Source organism: Endozoicomonas acroporae, from assembly GCF_002864045.1.
In the GTDB taxonomy this organism is placed as follows: Bacteria; Pseudomonadota; Gammaproteobacteria; order Pseudomonadales; family Endozoicomonadaceae; genus Endozoicomonas; species Endozoicomonas acroporae.
Genome location: NZ_PJPV01000097.1, coordinates 25,045 through 42,013 on the forward strand (window position 1 = coordinate 25,045; position 16,969 = coordinate 42,013).

Below are 16,969 nucleotides of genomic sequence, written 5' to 3' on the forward strand. Positions count from 1 at the left end.
TCAACCATTTCTCTGTGGATAATTTTTCTTGAAAATCTCCTGCCCCATGGCGTTGATTTGCTGGTTAATCATCAGGCTGAATGTGTCCAGAAGCTGCTGATGTGCCTTGCTATCCTGGCTAGCCTGACGCAGCAGGGTAACCGCTGCTTCTACTGTTGATAAGGCACCTGCTCCCGGTGTTTTGCGAATGCGATAGTCGGATATGGCAAGCTCGGTGAGCTCAATGCTGGGGAGTTGTTGCAGTTGTGGGTTGCGGTAATAGATCTTTTTGGCCTTGCGCCAGGTTCCATCCAGGATGATCAGTGCTTCCGGCATCGCTGTTCGCAGGATATCCTGGCTGGCGTGGGCATTAGCCCCGGGAAATAGCAGATAACAGTCCTTTTCTGCCAGCGTTGTTTGGAGGTGTGTATGATCGGAAAAATCTTCACCCACCCATACCTGGCAATTACCGATGCCCAGCTCCAGAATGCGAGCCGTATTCAATGGGTGCCTGGACTCCCGGGGATGCTGCAGAATAATTATATCCATGCAGGCGGTTTCTTCTTTCAGCGCTGAACAGTAACACTGCGTTTCCGGGCGTTGGCATCGGGGGCATAGGGGTCTGGGCATGAGTGTTAATGTCTGGCTTATTTTCGGGAGGCCTGGCAAGGACTGCGAGGTGGATAGCCAGCGAACAGTTTAAACCATTCGCCCGGTGACTGTCTTTTTGGCTGGAGAATCAGGCGTTCTTCATCTGAAAAATCAGTTTTTCAGCGGTGCAGTCAAACTCAAACATGGCACGAATCACGGTCTGGCCATGTTCATCAATGGTTTCAGCAGAGATTTTGCAGTTGCCGGAACCGATTTTTGCCGCCTCTTCTTTCAGGGCATCAAATCGTGATTCAGCATTGACGCCAGAAAGATCGATAGTCAATACGGTATCGTCTTCTTTAATAATGGTGCCAACTTCTACGCAGTTACAGGCAAGGCTTTCAAATGGGTCTTTCTCATTCATGGCAACTACCTTCATAAATATAAAGTCATCCAGACAAAAAAAGCCGGGGAAGTCCCCGGCTTTTTTATTGTTGAACCCGGATCATAGCGTTGAATAAAGATTCACACCAGCAGATTCATGACAAACATGGCCATCAGGGAGTTCAGGATACAGATGCCAAACAGGACAGGGTAACGGCGACCTTCCGTCCCGATAACACCAAGAATACGTCCAGCGTATTGAATGGTGGAACCCATCAGGTAGATAGCAGGTGCCAGAATGGCAATATCGCGGGCGTGCAGAGCGCCTTCATTCAACAGGCCTACGGCAACACCAACGGCACCCCCCATGGACATAACCGCGGCCATCAGTACGGCAGCCCCTTCACCAGGTACTCCAAACAGTGCCATGATCGGGCCAAACACGGTGGCCAGAACATTCAGAAAACCGGTCAGAGACAGAATCTTGATGATCACGAAGGCCATCATGATATTTGGGATAATGCTCCCGATACCAATGCCCCAACCCTTACGGGCGCCTTCAACAAAGACGTCAGTGATCATCTTTTTACTTTCAGGTGCAGCACTCATGATCAGTTAGCCTCCGCAGTGATTGCTTGTTCGCCGAATTTCTTGTCAATGGTCTTGAGGTAGAAGCGCATAATGTTGGCACCGACGATTTTAAAGATAAACATCACGGCCAGGGCCAGACCAATAGAACCGGGAACAGCAGCGCCCGTGGTGTCAGACAGGGTGAACAGTATCGCACCGGAACCGAAGAAGTTGACGATCAGTGCACCACCGGAGAACTGGAATGCGGTAAAGACATCTTTTTCTGTGTCAGTCAGTTCGCCTTCATCCGCCAGGGATTTGGTCAGGCCAGCACCCACGTCGGTGGACTGCAGACTGCCGATAATGGCCAGACCGGTTGAACCGGGAATACCCATCAGAGGACGAAGCAGAGGTGTCAGCATTTTACGGGCAGCTTTCAGCGCGCCATAGTGCTCAAGCACTGCAATCATACCCAGGGCGAACATGGCCGTTGGTACCAGACCCAGGGCAAACAAAAAACCATCGGCCGCACCGCTACCACCCACACCGCGGAAAGCGGCCATGCCACCCGTGGCGTCTTTCATCAGCCTGCCAAAGCTGCCGTTAAGGGTGGTGAAGTCAAAGACACCGTACCACTCATTAGACTTCAGGAGTCCGGAAAAGAACACGACAGCAAATGCCAGTGTTATATAGGCTCCAATGGAGACCTTCTCCTGGTCATCAGTTTTCATTTTTCCCCCTGGGATATTTACAAGCGTTGTAGAAATCAGAGTTAAAACTTACATTGCCTGAGAGCTTATAAGTCTGCTGTGCAAGATAGAATCAGGGTTAGACGCAGTATTTCGTACTTTGTTTTCGGTTCTTACGAAACAGTATTCCCATGTCAGTCGACTTGTGCTTCGCTGATAAAAACGACGGTGTTTTACTGTGTTGAACATTGAAGAAATTGAAAGGGGGCAGAGTGTTTTACTGTGAGGGTATGGGTTTTTTTGTGAGTAGGTGATTTCCCTTTTTTCTTACGTGTATCTGGTATAGGCTGCGCTTTGTTCTACTCATTTAACAAGTAAATTGTCGTGGGTTAATACGAGTCAGGCTTACCAAGACTTACAGAGGCAAAGTGGGCCGGAATAACATCGAAAGGCAAAGAGCTATGTCAGAAAAGCCAACAGAAAACCCATCGTCGCTGCGTCAAAATGTCAATATGCTGGGTACCTTGCTGGGTGACGTCATCCGGGACCACAAGGGAGAGGACTTCTTCAATAAAATCGAGTCTATTCGTCAACTGTCCAAGGCGGCCCGCAGTGATGCCGAGGGTGATGACGGTCTGAATGAACAGCAGGCCCTGTTAGACCTGCTGCACAGCCTGCCTGATGATGAGCTGGTACCTGTGGTACGGTCTTTCAGCCATTTTCTGAATCTCACCAATATTGCCGAGCAGTTCCACCTGGTATCCAGGGACTGTGAAACCAGCCACTGTGTTCCTGATCACTTCAGTGAATTGCTCAAGGCGCTGAAGCAGAAAGGTCTCAGCGATCAGCAGATTGCCGAGAAAGCATCGGAGCTGGATGTTGAGGTGGTACTGACTGCGCACCCGACAGAAGTAACCCGTCGTACATTAATTCAGAAATATGAGCAGATATTCCAGTGCCTGAGTGACCTGGAAAACCAGTCGCTCAGTGATAACGAACAGCAGCGCATTGAACAGCGCATTCGCCAGCTGATTACTCAGGCCTGGCATACCTATGAGTTTCGCAGTAAACGACCAACACCGGTTGATGAGGCAAAAGGTGGCTTTGCCACCATTGAGCACTCCCTGTGGCATGCGGTGCCACAGTTTGTCCGTCAGATGGATGACCGTCTGCAAGCGTTCACCGGTCATCGGTTGGCAATTGAGGCGGCACCCGTGCACTTTTCCTCCTGGATGGGGGGCGACCGCGATGGTAACCCGTTTGTAACATCTGAAGTGACCCGTGAAGTGTTGCTGCTCAGTCGCTGGATGGCTGCAGACCTGTTTTTAAGGGACCTGAAACCATTGATCAGTGAGCTTTCCATGAACGATTGCAGTGATGAACTGCGGGCGCTTGTGGGGGACTCCCGGGAACCTTACTGGTCTGTGTTAAAAGAGTTGCGGGAAAAACTGAGACATACCCGTCAGTGGTGTGAGCGAGGTCTGGCCAGACTCGGGGATGCACCGGTAACACCGACGGCGGGCGTCATGCTTGATAATGAAGATCTGATCAAGCCGTTAAGGTTGTGTTTCGACTCTCTCCATGCCTGTGGCCTGGGGGTTATTGCCGATGGTCCTCTGCTGGACACCCTGAGAAGGGCATACTGCTTTGGTCTGACGCTGATTAAACTGGATATCCGTCAGGAGTCTGGCCGTCATACCCAGGTGCTTAGCGAGCTGACCAAGGCCCTGGGCCTGGGGGATTATGAGCACTGGGAAGAACTGGAAAGGCAGAGCTTCCTGCTGAAAGAGCTGCAAAACCCAAGACCTCTCTTGCCGAATACCAAAGGACCACTGAAGTGGTCGCCATCACCGGACGTGCAGGAGGTTTTAAACACCTGTCGTGTCATAGCCGCCGAGGGCTCCAGGGCGCTGAACTGCTATGTGATTTCCATGGCCAAACAGCCATCGGATGTACTGGCGGTGGCTCTGCTGCTGAAAGAGTGTGGCGTGGATTTCGACATGCCCATCGCACCACTGTTTGAAACACTGGACGACCTCGACAACGCAGCGGAGTGTATTCGTCACCTGCTGTCATTACCCTGGTATCGCGGTTATTGCCATGGTGGCCAGATGGTGATGATTGGTTATTCTGATTCTGCCAAAGATGCGGGCTGGATGGCGGCTGGCTGGGCTCAGTACCGTGCCATGGAAGAGGTGACGGCGGTATGCGCTGAGGCCGATGTCCGGTTGACCTTGTTCCATGGCCGTGGGGGTACCATTGGCCGTGGTGGTGGCCCGGCCCATGCGGCGATTCTTTCCCAGCCTCCGGGGTCGGTCAATAACCGCCTGCGGGTGACTGAGCAGGGGGAAATGATCCGCTTTAAGTTTGGCTTCCCGCAAGTAGCCGTCCAGAGTCTGATGCTGTATGCCAGCGCCACACTGGAAGCAACCCTGTTGCCGCCGCCAGTGCCAAAGCAGGAATGGCGTGAGGTAATGGATCAGTTGTCAGCGGATTCCGTGAAGGTGTACCGGGGCATTGTTCGTGAAGAGCCTGACTTCGTACCTTACTTCCGGGCGGTAACGCCGGAAATGGAGCTGGGTAAATTGCCGCTTGGCTCCCGTCCCGCCAAGAGGAAACCCAACGGTGGCGTGGAAAGTCTGCGGGCTATTCCCTGGATTTTTGCCTGGACACAGATTCGCCTGATGCTGCCAACCTGGCTGGGCTGTGGCGAAGCGCTGGAGAATGCGGTCAACGATGGCAACCGGGATGTGCTGGAAGCAATGATGACCGACTGGCCGTTCTTTAAGGCACGTCTGGAAATGCTGGAGATGGTCTTCACCAAGACCGATGCCCAGCTGGCCCGGTATTATGAAGATCAGCTGGTGCCCGATCATCTGCGCTACCTGGGCGAAAAACTCAGACGCATGCTGTCGTCTGCCATTGAAGTGCTGCTGGATCTGAAAGAGGGAGATGAGCTGATGTCATCACACCCGCAGAACAAAGAAGCCATTGGTCTGCGTAACCCTTACACGGATCCTCTGAACTTCCTTCAGGCTGAGTTGCTGCAGCGGGTTCGCTCCCATGAAAAGATGGCGGGAGAGGATGCGGAAGTGGGTGAGGAGCTGGAACAGGCATTGATGATCACCATTGCCGGTATTGCGGCAGGTATGCGGAATACTGGCTAGTACATGGTTGCAGTGAGTTTGATGGGGTGTCGTGCCTCCGCACTCAGTTCGTCCTGAGGTCTGTCGAAGGACCCATAGGGCCTAAAGGCGGAAACTCCGGACTCTGATAGATCGTGCCAAGCACCCTTCGACTCCGCTCAGGGTGAACGGAGATTGTACACGTCAAACTCATTTAAACCATGTGCTAGCCGCTAACTACAAAAGCACAGGCGGCCTGTCTCTTGCGGGCAGCGCTTACTGAAATCTCGAAGTTATTTCAGGACTGTTCCTTAACGGTAGCAGGCGTCATGGTTAAACTCACCGTGCCGCCTTTTTTTGTTGCTGCTGGTCGTTCGGCTTCATCCGATAGACGACCCTTCCGTCATATTCATCAGACACCACCTTTAGTCCTCGTTCATTCAGTATACGGGCACCGGGGCAGTCCGGCTGCCGAAATATTTTTTCAAGCTCAGACTGTGGCGGCGTACCAATGGCGGGCAGGATACCCTTCTGTTGTAACCGCTCAATCTCTGATTGCATGCCGTGGCGGGTGGCAGGCGATAGCAGGGACATTGTGTGGTTCAATTCATCCGCTGCCACGATAATTTTTTCTGTCAGGGTCATATTTTCAGGTAATTCAATCTGTCTTAGTTCCTGCTCATTGTGCAGCTTTCGGTAGGCACCGGCTGAGCCGGTTTTCGGGTCCCAGCAATCGGGGAGGGGCAGGTTGTCCGAGCGTTTGGGGTGATCGGTCAGGCAGGGTTTGATGCCCGCTTTCGCTGCCATCACCAGCCGAACCAGATCATCCAGGTTGTCGCGCATGCACTGCTGCGGATCAGATGCCTGTTCAATCATCAATCGCCGTTTGGTGTTATCCACCGGCAACCGGTATTTCGTGGTGAACGGGTTGGCATCTTTGTGGTGCCAGCCCCCGGTAATGCAGGCCAGATGCCTGAAGCTCACCAGTGCTGACCGGATCAGCAGGGTAAACTCTGGTTTATTGACCACGCGGAGTAGCTCAATGGCTTCCGGGTTAAAGTAGCGGTTCTCTCCGGGTTCTGCAGAATCCGGCGTCAGTCGGATCGCGGGAAAATCCTCCCGGCAGGGGATGACCCGGACGATATCGACGATATCACCAAAGCGCAGCACCTGACGAAGCAGTAATTCGTCTGCGGAGCATTGCTGGTCACTGGTGAAAGGAGCCCTGACCGGCTGCATCTTGTTGCTGTTTTTATTTTTCAGGGCACTGGATACTAACCTGATCAGTTCATCCGGGTAGTGATGCAAACTCTGCATTTCACGCTGGAACAGTTCAGCAGCACGACGCTCTTCCACATCTTTATGCTCATCTTCAGCAACTGCGTCGTGGTATAGCTCGGCAATGGGCAGTAATTCCTGCAGCAGGGGCTGGTTTTTCAGCAGTTCCTTAAATGGCGCATGAATGTCAGGCAATACCTCCACAAGAAACTCGGTCGCCAGCTGGGTTCGCAGGGCGTGATCCAGGCCGTGAACTTTGCGGGAACCGGGTTTGCCCCCTTCCAGTATGATTTTTGCTACGGTGGGATGGAGATTCTGGTAGTAATGCCAACCCGCTACCCGGGTGATGGCAGGATAGTGGTCAATACGGTCAAGCTCACTTTGCACAAAGTTCGGTGGGGCGGTCAGAAATTTGTTGAGCCATTCGCTCTGGCCGGTTTTCTTATCAGGCAACCGGATAACACAGAAATTATTTACTCTGGGCTCTCGGTGAAAAAGCTTTAAGATGCTGAATAATGGATTGTTTGAGAGTGGGATAGTGGTCATGTAGCGAAAATGCTCGATTAACTGCTCATCATTAAACCGCTGCGGCGATAAGCCATTTTGCAGGTAATCCAGCAATTTTTGCCCATTAGCATTTTTGTTCAGATAAAACTGTTGGTATATTTTTTTGCCGATCAGTTTCCGGCACAGATTTTCAACCCAGTCGGCTCCGGTGGATACCGATTGACGGGCCAAAACTTTTTTCAGATTGTCTATAAACGTAGCCAGAGTATTCGGGATTCCCTCAGGGGACGCCATGTTCCCCGGCTGAATCTCTGTGATGAAGCCATTCGTATAAACCATCTTGTTGCAGCTAATCTGCCAAAGAATCTCGTGGCGGATAATCCTGAATTCATCAAGGGTCAACAAATTCTCCAGACAGAAATACCTGGCTGCCAGTAACAGCCACAGGCTATCGGCTACGTCAACATTGCGCTTTTGAAAGTCAATCCTGGTCCCATGGGCAATCAGAAGACAGACGACTAATGGGTTGTGCGCAGAGTAATAATCACAATGACCTTGCAACAATATTGGGACAAATAACCTGTTAATCAGTGCCTTCCTGCAAATCTGCGCTTGCTTGCCAAGCGTCGGTTTTGTCTCCTGCCAACGATCCCTGTATAAATCCCTATCCAGGAAAATGCAGTTTCCCTGTTTTTTGAAGTCTCTTAAATCACTTGCAGGGAAAAGGGACGTATCAATTAATCTTTCCAATACCTGCACAGGTAGATTGATATTAAGCAACCGGGCATTTTCTATCGCTTCCAGTAATTCGGGTAAGCTACTTAATATGTCCTCGGTCGATAATACTTTTATCAGGTTCGGATTTTTTTCTGCCTCTGCCAGGGGTTTGATACTTTCCGGAATATTGATCAGCAGCTGCAAAAAACGATCAACACCGGACTGCACCAGTACGTTAAACAGCGTGATAGCCTGGCCCATGGTTTGAGCATATTTCGAGAATGTTCTGGCGTTTGCCGAAATCGCCTCTATTTCATGGCGCTGCAGTTTTACCGGTGGGAATAGCACACCCCGCTCGCTATCGTATACCGACAGCCGTAAAGGTTGGCGAAATTCCCCAGGGGCACTGGCGGCATCTCCCAGTTCCAGCCGTAAAATGTTTTGCATCATATCTGCGACCCGGTCAAACGTAGCTTCCCGGTTAAAGTCGAGAAGATATCCGCAGTGCATCAGACCCAAATTGATGCGGCAAATAATTTCCGGGTAGGTTTTTTCGATGTTTTTCCTGCTGGATAACTGATGCAGCAGGTAACCTGTGCTGTCAATACGCCCGGAGGTTATGGTATCAGGGAAGATGGTTTTGCTCTGCCAATATTTTTCTTCCATCTTGATGTTAAGGGTGACGTAATCCGTGATTTTTTTTATCGGTTTGGAATGTGTTTTGTCCGGCTGAAAATCTCCTTGAGCATCGGTAAAGGCATCATGCTTATAGGCCCATGCCAGCTCAACCTCATTCCTCTCTATTGGTCCTAACATGGTCACTACCCATGACTCCCCACTGAATACCTGCTCTTCACCATGTTTAGTTAAGGGGTTGTTGCATTGAGGACTTAATCGGGTAACCGGCTTTGTTTCCCAGCCGAGCCATTTGCCTTTGCGTGCATCAACAGCCCGAACCATTAATCTGCCATCCTTGAATAAGCTGACAATATCATCAGCCGGGCGAGAACCGGGCGCAGGAGTCTGATCAACTGAAGATATAGTCATAAGGTGATTATTAATTTCTGTTTATTCAGTACTTTTGATTCAATAACTATCAAATAGTTCCTCCTCTGCTCCGTGATTTGACACTCTACACCGCTTTTTTAGTAGTTATGCAGTGGTCTGGGAGGCTGACCGGGAATAGACTGCCCTGCGCAGCAACTGCACATGGCTCCTGCATCCATGCAGTTGTGCGGCGGCGACAAACGGGTCTGAAAATCCGCTGGCAGGGAACTGTCAATGCATAACGGCAGCCTGTTTAGGGGCAGGGCCGTTATCGTGGAAGCAGGCGTCATGGTTAAGCTCATCGTGCCGCCTCTTTCTTTGTTGTCGTTGGCCGTTAGGCTGCATTCGATAAACGATCCTTCCTTCATGTTCATCAGACACCACCATAAGCCCTCGTTCATGCAGTATTCGGGCACCGACACAGTCCGGTTGCCGGAATATTTGCTCAAGCTCAGACTGCGGCGGTGTACCGATGGCTGGCAGGATGCCCTTCTGCTGCAACCGCATCATTTCTGACTGCATACCATTGCGGGTGGCAGACGATAGCCTGAACACTGTGTGGTTCTGTTCATTGTTCAGTTTATCCGCGGCAACGATAATTTTTTCTGTCAGGGTCATGTTTTCAGGTAATTCAATCTGTCGCAGTTCCTGTTCATTGTGCAGCCTTCGGTAAGCACCGGCTGAGCCGGTTTGTGGGTCCCAGCAATCGGGGAGGGGCGGGTTGTCCGAGCGTTTGGGGTGATCGGTCAGGCAGGGTTTGATGCCGACTTTTTCGGCCATCACCAACCGGACCAGATCATCCAGATTATCACGCAAGCACTGCTGCGGATCAGACGCCTGTTCAATCAGCAACCGCCGTTGATGGTTATCCACCGGCAAATGGTATTGCGTGGTGAACGGATTGGCGTCTTTGTGGTGCCAGCCTCCGGTAATGCAGGCCAGATGCCTGAAGCTCAGCAGTGCTGCCTGGATCAGCAGGGTAAACTCTGGTTTATTGACCACGCGGAGTAACTCAATGGCTTCCGGGTTAAAGTGGCGGTTCTCTACGGGCTCTGCAGAACCTGGTGTCAGTCGGATCGCGGGAAAATCGTCCCGGCAGGGGATGACCCGGACAATATCGACGATATCACCAAAGCGCAGCACCTGACGAAGCAGTAATTCCCTCGCCGGGCATTGCTGGTCACTGGTGAAGGGAGCCCTGACCGGCTGCATCTTGTTACTGTTTTTATTTTTCAGGGCACTGGTTACTAACCCGATCAGTTCATCCGGGTAATGATGCAAACCCTGCATATCACGCTGGAACAGTTCAGCAGCACGACGCTCTTCTAACTCTTTATGTTCATCTTCGGCAACCGCATCGTGGTACAGCTCGGCAATGGGCAGTAATTCCAGTAGCAGGGGCTGGTTTTTCAGTAGCTCCGCAAATGGAGCATGAACGTGAGGCAATACCTCCACAAGAAACTCGGTCGCCAGCTGTGTACGCAGGGCGTGATCCAGACCATGAACTTTGCGGAAACCGGTTTTTAAGCCTGCGCTCCCGGCCAGTATGAATTTGGCTTTGGTGGGATGGATGTTCTGGTAGTAATGCCGACCCGCTATCCGTGTGATTGCAGGATAGTAATCAACATCCCGGAGTTCACCTGGCGCAAAGTCCGGCGGGGCGGCCAGAAATTCATCCAGCCATTCGCCCGGGCCAACTTCTTTGTCTGGCAACCGGATAACACAGAAATTATGTACCCGTCGTATTTTGTGAGAAATCTCTATATGGCTGCCGGCTTCATACTCTTTCAGCGGTATGGTGCTCATGTAGCGAATATGGTCCATTAACTGTTCATCATTAAATCGCAGCGGTGATAGGCCACTTTGCAGATAGTCCTGCAGTTTGCGCTCATCGACCTGGTCGTCCAGATAGAATTGGTCATATATTTCTTCTCCGATCAGTTCCCGGCACTGATCTTCAACCCAGCTGTCGTCGGTAGTTAGTGATTGTCTGGCTAACAGCGTTTCCAGATTGTCCATAAGCGTATCAAGGTTATTCAGTGTTTTCTCAGGGGGAGCCACTTGCCCCGGATTTATACTGGTGAAGTAATTTTTCGTATGAGTCATCTCGCTGCAGAGAAGCTGCCACAGTAGCTCGTGGCGGAGGATCCTGAGTTCATCCATTGTCAACCAATGCTTTCTACAGAAATACCGGGCTGCCATTAACAGCCAGAGAATATTAATTGTTTGACGGGGGGTGTTTTGAAAGCTGATCCTGGTACCATGGGCAATCAGAAGACAGGTGACTAATGGATTGTAGTCGGCGCTGGTATTACCGTTAAATAATATTGGGACAAACAATCTGTTCGTTAATGCCTTTCTGCAGAGCACCGCTTGCTTGGCAAACATCGATTTCAGCTCCTTTATGCGATCCCTAGGGAGTAAATCCATCTCCAGGTAGAGATATTTATCCTGGTTTCTGAAATATGTTATTTCACCAAGGTAGATAGTTGTCGTGTTCACGATATTTTTCAGGAACTGTACCGGTATATTGACGTTAAGTAGTCGGGCATGTTCTATGGCTGCCAGTAATTCAGGCAGGCTATGTGACTCCAATAGACCCGGAGTTGTTAATATTTTTATGAGTTCCGGATTTTTATCTGTCTCTGCCACGGCTTTGACACTTTCCGGAATATTGGTCAGTAGCTGCAGAAAGCGATCACCACCGGACTTGGACAGCACCTTGAACAGTGTGCTGTCCCAACCCATGGAATGCGCATATTTAGAGAATGCCCTGGCGTTCGCCGAAATCGCCTCCACTTCATGACGCTGCAGTTTCACCGGCTGGAATAGCGCACCCCGTTCTCTATCGAAGACCGACAGCTGCACAGGTTGACGAAATTCCTCAAGGGCGCTGGCATTGTTTTCCAGTTCAAGCAGCAAAATGTTCTGCATCATCCTGGCAACCCGGGCAAAGGTTGATTCTCTGGTAAAATCGAGAAGATACCCGCAGTGCATCAGGCCAAAATTAAGGTGGCAAATAACCTCCGGGTAGGTTGTGTCGGCATTTTTTCTGCGGGACGACTGATGGAACAAATAACCCTTCCAGCCGATGTGTCCGGAGGTGGTGTCCGGAAAGAGCGTTTTATTCTGGCAATATATTTCTTCTAATTTTGTATCAAGCGTTGCCAGGTCAGTGATTTTTTTTAACCGCTCGCTGTGTGTGTCTGAAGGCTGACAATTGCCGGTACTATCTGAAAAAGCATCTCTTTTATAGGCCCATATTAACTTGATAGCATCCACTGGTTGCAACATGGTGACTACCCATGGTGCGGCCCTGAATACCGGTCTTCCCAAATTTTCAGATAAAGGGTTTTTGCAATGGGGACTCAACAGCGTAACTGGTTTTGTTTCCCAGCCGTGCCATTTGCCCTTGCAAGCATCAACAGCCCTTAACATTAATCTGCCATGGTTAAATAAGCTGGTGGGGTCAGGAGCAGTGCGCACACCGGGCGTTGGATGGTCAACTGTGGCAATTGAGATCATAAGATTTTCTAATTCTCTCATTATATGGTCAGTTATCCCCAGTGGTTTGATTCGATAAACCTCAAAGAGTTCCCCCTCCCCCCCTTGATTTTAATCGTCTGGATGCTTTTTCAGTGTTGTTTCAGGTGATTTAAAACCGGTCGAACTATACTGGGCAGGTCTCGTTTAATTTGAGCATTCTTTCTGTGCTTTTTTACGGGCTCTGAAATCTTCCCCCTATTCCTTTTTCAGCTAATCTGTGAAGGTCGATATTTATTGTGAGGTAAGTGCTTATGCCGTTTGTCTCTGTGAAAACGGTCAAGGGGCTGTTTAATGAAATCCAGAAACAGGAAGTGATGGATGGAATCTCTAAGCTGCTGGTGGAGGTTGCAGCAGGTGGTGAAGATCGTTTTCAGCAGGCGGTCTGGGTGGTCATTGAAGAGGAGGAGCCCGGAAACTGGAGTCTTGGGGGGAATAGCCCGGAGCTGGAGGCATCAAGACAAAAGCGGGGAACCGGTAAGCCCTGACGCCAGAAACGATAATTTCATAAGGTTGGTTACTTATTAGTTCCCTTGGTAATTACCCTGCTATAAGATGCAAAAAATAAAAGACAATAAGCATGTGATGGAGTGATTGTGCCGGAAGTCGTGATCAGTGGTACCGGGTTATATACCCCGCCGGGGGCCATCAGTAATGATGAGCTGGTCAATGCATTCAATGCCTGGGTCGACCAGCAGAATGAAAACAACAAAGAGGCCATAGCCGCCGGCGAATTGGAACCGCTGGCCAGAAGCAGTAGTGAGTTTATTGAAAAAGCCTCCGGAATTGTTAGCCGCTACGTGGTTAATCGGGAAGGCGTTCTTGATCCGCAGAGAATGGTTCCACGAATTCCCGAGCGTGGCAATGAGGACATCTCTGTCCAGTGCGAAATGGCACTCCATGCCGCCAGAGGGGCTCTTGCCCAGGCCCGGGTAGAGCCATCCGGCGTGGATATGATTATTGTCGCCTGTTCCAATATGCAGCGCCCTTACCCGGCCATTGCCGTTGAGATCCAGCAGTTTCTCGGTGGCGGTGGTTATGGTTATGACATGAATGTCGCCTGTTCTTCGGCTACCTTTGGTATCCAGGCTGGCGTCGACGCTATTCGCAGCGGGTCTGCAAAACGGGTATTGATGGTGAACCCGGAAATTTGTTCAGGTCATCTGAACTTCCGTGACCGGGACAGTCACTTTATTTTTGGTGATGCCTGTACTGCCGTATTGCTGGAGAGTGAAGACATTGCCAGACGGAAAGATGGCTACCGGGTACTCGGCTGTCACCTGTGGACTCAGTTCTCCAATAATATCCGTAACAACTTTGGCTTTCTGAATCGTGCGGATGAAACCGGTGTCGGCAAGCCCGACAAACTGTTTGTCCAGAATGGCCGGAAAGTCTTTAAAGAAGTTTGCCCCCAGGTGGTGAAGCATATTTCTGATCACCTTGAGTCTCTTGCGCTTACCCCCGGTGATTTGAGCCGTTTATGGCTGCATCAGGCAAACTTGAATATGAACCAATTGGTGGCGCGCAAGCTGCTGGGCCGTGAGCCAGAGCCCCGGGAAGCGCCGGTGATTCTCAATGAGTACGCTAATACCAGTTCAGCCGGTTCGATCATTGCCTTTCATAAACACTCGCTGGATCTGACATCGGGGGATAAAGGTGTCATTTGCTCTTTCGGGGCAGGTTACTCCATCGGTAGCGTGGTGGTTGAAAAGCAGTAATTTTAATATTGGTTCCTGGTACATGGTTACAATGAGTTTGACGGGCTGTAGTGCCTCCGTACTCCGTTCGTCCTGAGCTTGTCGAAGGCCGGAAACTCCGGACTTTGATAGATCGTGCCAAGCACCCTTCGTCCGAGCATCCTGAGCGGAGCCGAAGGACGCTCAGGGTGAACGGAGATTGTACACGTCAAACTCATTGAAACCATGTACCAAGTTCCAGTGATAAGTCCAAACTTGTCACCGGGCTTCCGGCTGTATATGCTTGTCCGCTTTTTATTGAATACGTCAATAAATTTGTCACATTCCAAGCCAGACGATGTCTCTATAATACGATCTCTTGCAGCAGAGAACGGATGGCTGGCAACAGGAGCTTTTCATGCGCGTTATTCTGCTGGGTGCACCGGGCGCCGGTAAAGGGACTCAGGCTCAATTTATCATGGAAGAGTATGGTATCCCCCAGATCTCTACCGGGGATATGCTGCGGGCTGCGATCAAAAACGGTACTGAACTGGGCAACAAGGTCAAGGCCGTCATGGATTCCGGGGCGCTGGTTTCTGACGACATCATCATTGCCCTGGTCAAAGAGCGTATTGTTGAAAGTGATTGCGCCAACGGTTTCCTGTTTGATGGCTTCCCGCGCACCATTCCCCAGGCAGAAGCCCTGCGTGATGCCGGTGTTGCCATTGATCACGTTGTGGAAATCGCGGTTGATGATGAAGAAATCGTCAAGCGCATGAGTGGCCGTCGCGTGCACCCGGAAAGTGGTCGTACTTACCATGTGGTCTTTAATCCACCCAGAGAAGAGGGTAAGGATGATGTGACCGGTGAAGCCCTGGTGCAGCGTGCAGACGATGAAGAAGAGACGGTACGCAAGCGTCTTGGGGTCTACCATGACCAGACTGCGCCATTGGTTGAGTTCTATCAGCAAGTGGGTGGCGATACCCGTTACAGCCGCATTGAAGGTGTCGGCTCTGTTGATGACATCAAACAGCAGGTGCTGGACGCGCTGAAGCCTGTTCTCGCCTGAGTGAGATAGTTGCCTGATGTTGTTGCCTCGGCAATGACTGTTGATCAAAACAAAAGTCGGGGGTGTGAGAAAGCGCCACCGGCTTTTTTGTAATGACTGAAAATACGGTTGTAATGAACTGCCAGTCTTATCAAAATAGCCCCCTGGCCTTGTTGCTGACTCACCAAAACAGTAAAGACTCCCCATGAAACTGCTTGCTCTTGATACCGCAACGGAAGCCTGTTCTGTTGCCCTTAACCTTGATGGCGATGTGATTGAACGCTTTGAGCTGACTCCCCGCCGACACAGCCGTGATCTGCTGCCAATGGTTGAAGACGTTCTGGCTCAGGCCGGCTTAAGCCTTAAGCAGCTGGATGCCCTGGCTTTTGGTCGGGGGCCAGGGGCATTTACCGGCCTCAGGGTGGCGACCGCCATGGTTCAGGGGTTGGCGTTTGCGGTTGATCTGCCGGTGGTTCCGGTCTCGACGCTGGCGGCTCTGGCTCAGCAGGGGCTCAGGGAGCACCAGGCAGCAAAAGTGTTGAGTGCCATTGATGCCAGAATGGATGAGGTCTACTGGGGGGCGTTTTCCGAGTCGGATGGCTTAATGGTGCCGGTTGCTGCGGAAATAGTGACCCTGCCAGAAAACGTTGTAGTACCGGTTATGGATGGGTACTGGTTCGGGATGGGCACTGGTTGGGCATTCAGGCATCGACTGTCGGCCACCGTGGTTGATTGTCAGATTGAAGCCTGGCCCAGGGCCCATGATATAGCCCTGCTGGCTGCTGCCGACTTTAAACGGGGTAAAGGGCTGCCTGCGGAGCAGGCCATGCCGGTGTATCTTCGGGATAAGGTAGCTCTGAAAAAATCAGAACGTTAAGCAAGGACGGATCGTTATGGACACTCTACAGACCATTATCCTGGCGCTGATCCAGGGCATTACCGAATTTCTTCCTATCTCCAGCTCGGGCCACCTGATTTTGCCCGCTCAGTTGCTTGGCTGGACGGACCAGGGGCTGGCATTTGATGTCGCTGTGCACATTGGTACGCTGGCTGCCGTCATTGCCTATTTCTGGCAAGACCTCTTTGCCATTGCCCGTGACTGGCTGGGCTCTCTGGTGGGGAAGGGCGCTACCGTTAACAGCCGTCTTGGCTGGTATCTGATTTTTGCCACATTGCCGGCCGTGGTATTTGGTCTGGCCCTGAAAAAAATGGGGCTGGATGAGGCGATGCGGACCGTTGCGGTTATTGCCGGTACCACCCTGATTTTTGGTGCCCTGCTGGGCTGGGCAGATCTGCAAGGCAAGCGTATTCAACCCCTGGAGCAGATGTCTTTCAGGCAGGCGATGCTGATTGGCTTTGCCCAGGCGCTGGCGCTGATTCCGGGCACATCCCGTTCTGGTATTACCATGACGGCCGCGTTAATGATGGGCTTTACCCGTGATGCGGCTGCCCGGTTCTCGTTCCTGCTGTCCATTCCTGTGATTCTGGGGGCGGGTAGCCTGCTGATGCTGGATCTGGCAGAAAGCACGGTGCCGGTGGACTGGCCGACACTGTCCCTTGGAACCCTGGTGTCGGCTGTCAGTGCCTGGCTCTGTGTGCATTTCTTCCTGGCATTTATCAACCGTATCGGGCTTATGCCATTTGTCATCTACCGGATGGTTCTGGGTGTGGTGCTGCTTGGATTTGTATTCTTATAGAAAGGAATAGTGATCGGCTGAGAATCAGCCGATCATTTAAGTAGTTGGCCAAATGGAATCGTATATTTCTGGCTAAGTGGGCAGTTGCTATGCAAGGCGCAACGTAGGGAGCATAGCC

12 protein-coding genes are annotated in these 16,969 nt (G+C 51.2%); 6 read left to right on the forward strand and 6 right to left on the reverse strand.

Translation table 11 applies throughout. The features are described from left to right. From CX664_RS16240 to CX664_RS16255, 4 genes are all read right to left on the reverse strand, one after another. Complete coding sequence (locus tag CX664_RS16240) at window positions 1–609, reverse strand: tRNA-uridine aminocarboxypropyltransferase (protein WP_101747755.1); 609 nt, start codon at window positions 607–609, stop codon at window positions 1–3. 109 nt (window positions 610–718) lie between these two features. Beyond that, window positions 719–1,009, reverse strand: coding sequence for a DUF406 family protein (locus CX664_RS16245; protein WP_101747756.1), 291 nt, complete (start codon window positions 1,007–1,009; stop codon window positions 719–721). Between the two features lie 86 nt (window positions 1,010–1,095). Then, window positions 1,096–1,563: a YjiG family protein gene (locus tag CX664_RS16250; RefSeq protein WP_101747757.1), complete on the reverse strand. Its 468-nt coding sequence runs from the start codon at window positions 1,561–1,563 to the stop codon at window positions 1,096–1,098. 2 nt (window positions 1,564–1,565) lie between these two features. After that, entirely contained in the window at window positions 1,566–2,255 is a 690-nt protein-coding gene (locus CX664_RS16255) for a nucleoside recognition domain-containing protein (RefSeq protein WP_101747758.1), read from the reverse strand. Window positions 2,256–2,674: 419 nt separating this feature from the next. Between CX664_RS16255 and ppc the strand changes: the two genes are divergently transcribed. Next, window positions 2,675–5,380 (forward strand): phosphoenolpyruvate carboxylase, encoded by a 2,706-nt coding sequence (ppc, locus tag CX664_RS16260; RefSeq protein WP_101747759.1) that lies wholly within the window; start codon window positions 2,675–2,677, stop codon window positions 5,378–5,380. Window positions 5,381–5,677: 297 nt separating this feature from the next. Here the strand turns inward: ppc and CX664_RS16265 are convergent, their stop codons facing one another. Together CX664_RS16265 and CX664_RS16270 are read right to left on the reverse strand one after the other, a co-directional pair. Further along, complete coding sequence (locus CX664_RS16265; protein WP_101747760.1) at window positions 5,678–8,887, reverse strand: hypothetical protein; 3,210 nt, start codon at window positions 8,885–8,887, stop codon at window positions 5,678–5,680. Between the two features lie 231 nt (window positions 8,888–9,118). Beyond that, window positions 9,119–12,181, reverse strand: coding sequence for a hypothetical protein (locus CX664_RS16270; protein ID WP_180966524.1), 3,063 nt, complete (start codon window positions 12,179–12,181; stop codon window positions 9,119–9,121). A gap of 503 nt (window positions 12,182–12,684) precedes the next feature. On the opposite strand from CX664_RS16270, the gene CX664_RS16275 reads away from it, so the two are divergent. The 5 genes from CX664_RS16275 to CX664_RS16295 all read left to right on the forward strand — a co-directional run bounded on the left by CX664_RS16275 (window position 12,685) and on the right by CX664_RS16295 (window position 16,851). Next, the gene (locus CX664_RS16275) at window positions 12,685–12,918 is read left to right on the forward strand and encodes a tautomerase family protein (protein ID WP_163373103.1); all 234 of its coding nucleotides are present in this window, start codon (window positions 12,685–12,687) and stop codon (window positions 12,916–12,918) included. A gap of 108 nt (window positions 12,919–13,026) precedes the next feature. Further along, the gene (locus tag CX664_RS16280) at window positions 13,027–14,148 is read left to right on the forward strand and encodes a beta-ketoacyl-ACP synthase III (RefSeq protein ID WP_101747767.1); all 1,122 of its coding nucleotides are present in this window, start codon (window positions 13,027–13,029) and stop codon (window positions 14,146–14,148) included. A gap of 376 nt (window positions 14,149–14,524) precedes the next feature. Further along, the gene (adk, locus tag CX664_RS16285) at window positions 14,525–15,175 is read left to right on the forward strand and encodes an adenylate kinase (RefSeq protein WP_101747763.1); all 651 of its coding nucleotides are present in this window, start codon (window positions 14,525–14,527) and stop codon (window positions 15,173–15,175) included. Window positions 15,176–15,359: 184 nt separating this feature from the next. Continuing rightward, window positions 15,360–16,031 carry a tRNA (adenosine(37)-N6)-threonylcarbamoyltransferase complex dimerization subunit type 1 TsaB gene (gene tsaB / locus CX664_RS16290; protein ID WP_101747764.1) on the forward strand — a complete coding sequence of 224 codons (672 nt, stop codon included), beginning with the start codon at window positions 15,360–15,362 and terminating at the stop codon, window positions 16,029–16,031. A 16-nt stretch (window positions 16,032–16,047) separates the two neighbouring features. Next, window positions 16,048–16,851, forward strand: coding sequence for an undecaprenyl-diphosphate phosphatase (locus CX664_RS16295; RefSeq protein ID WP_101747765.1), 804 nt, complete (start codon window positions 16,048–16,050; stop codon window positions 16,849–16,851). Window positions 16,852–16,969: the final 118 nt, after the last annotated feature.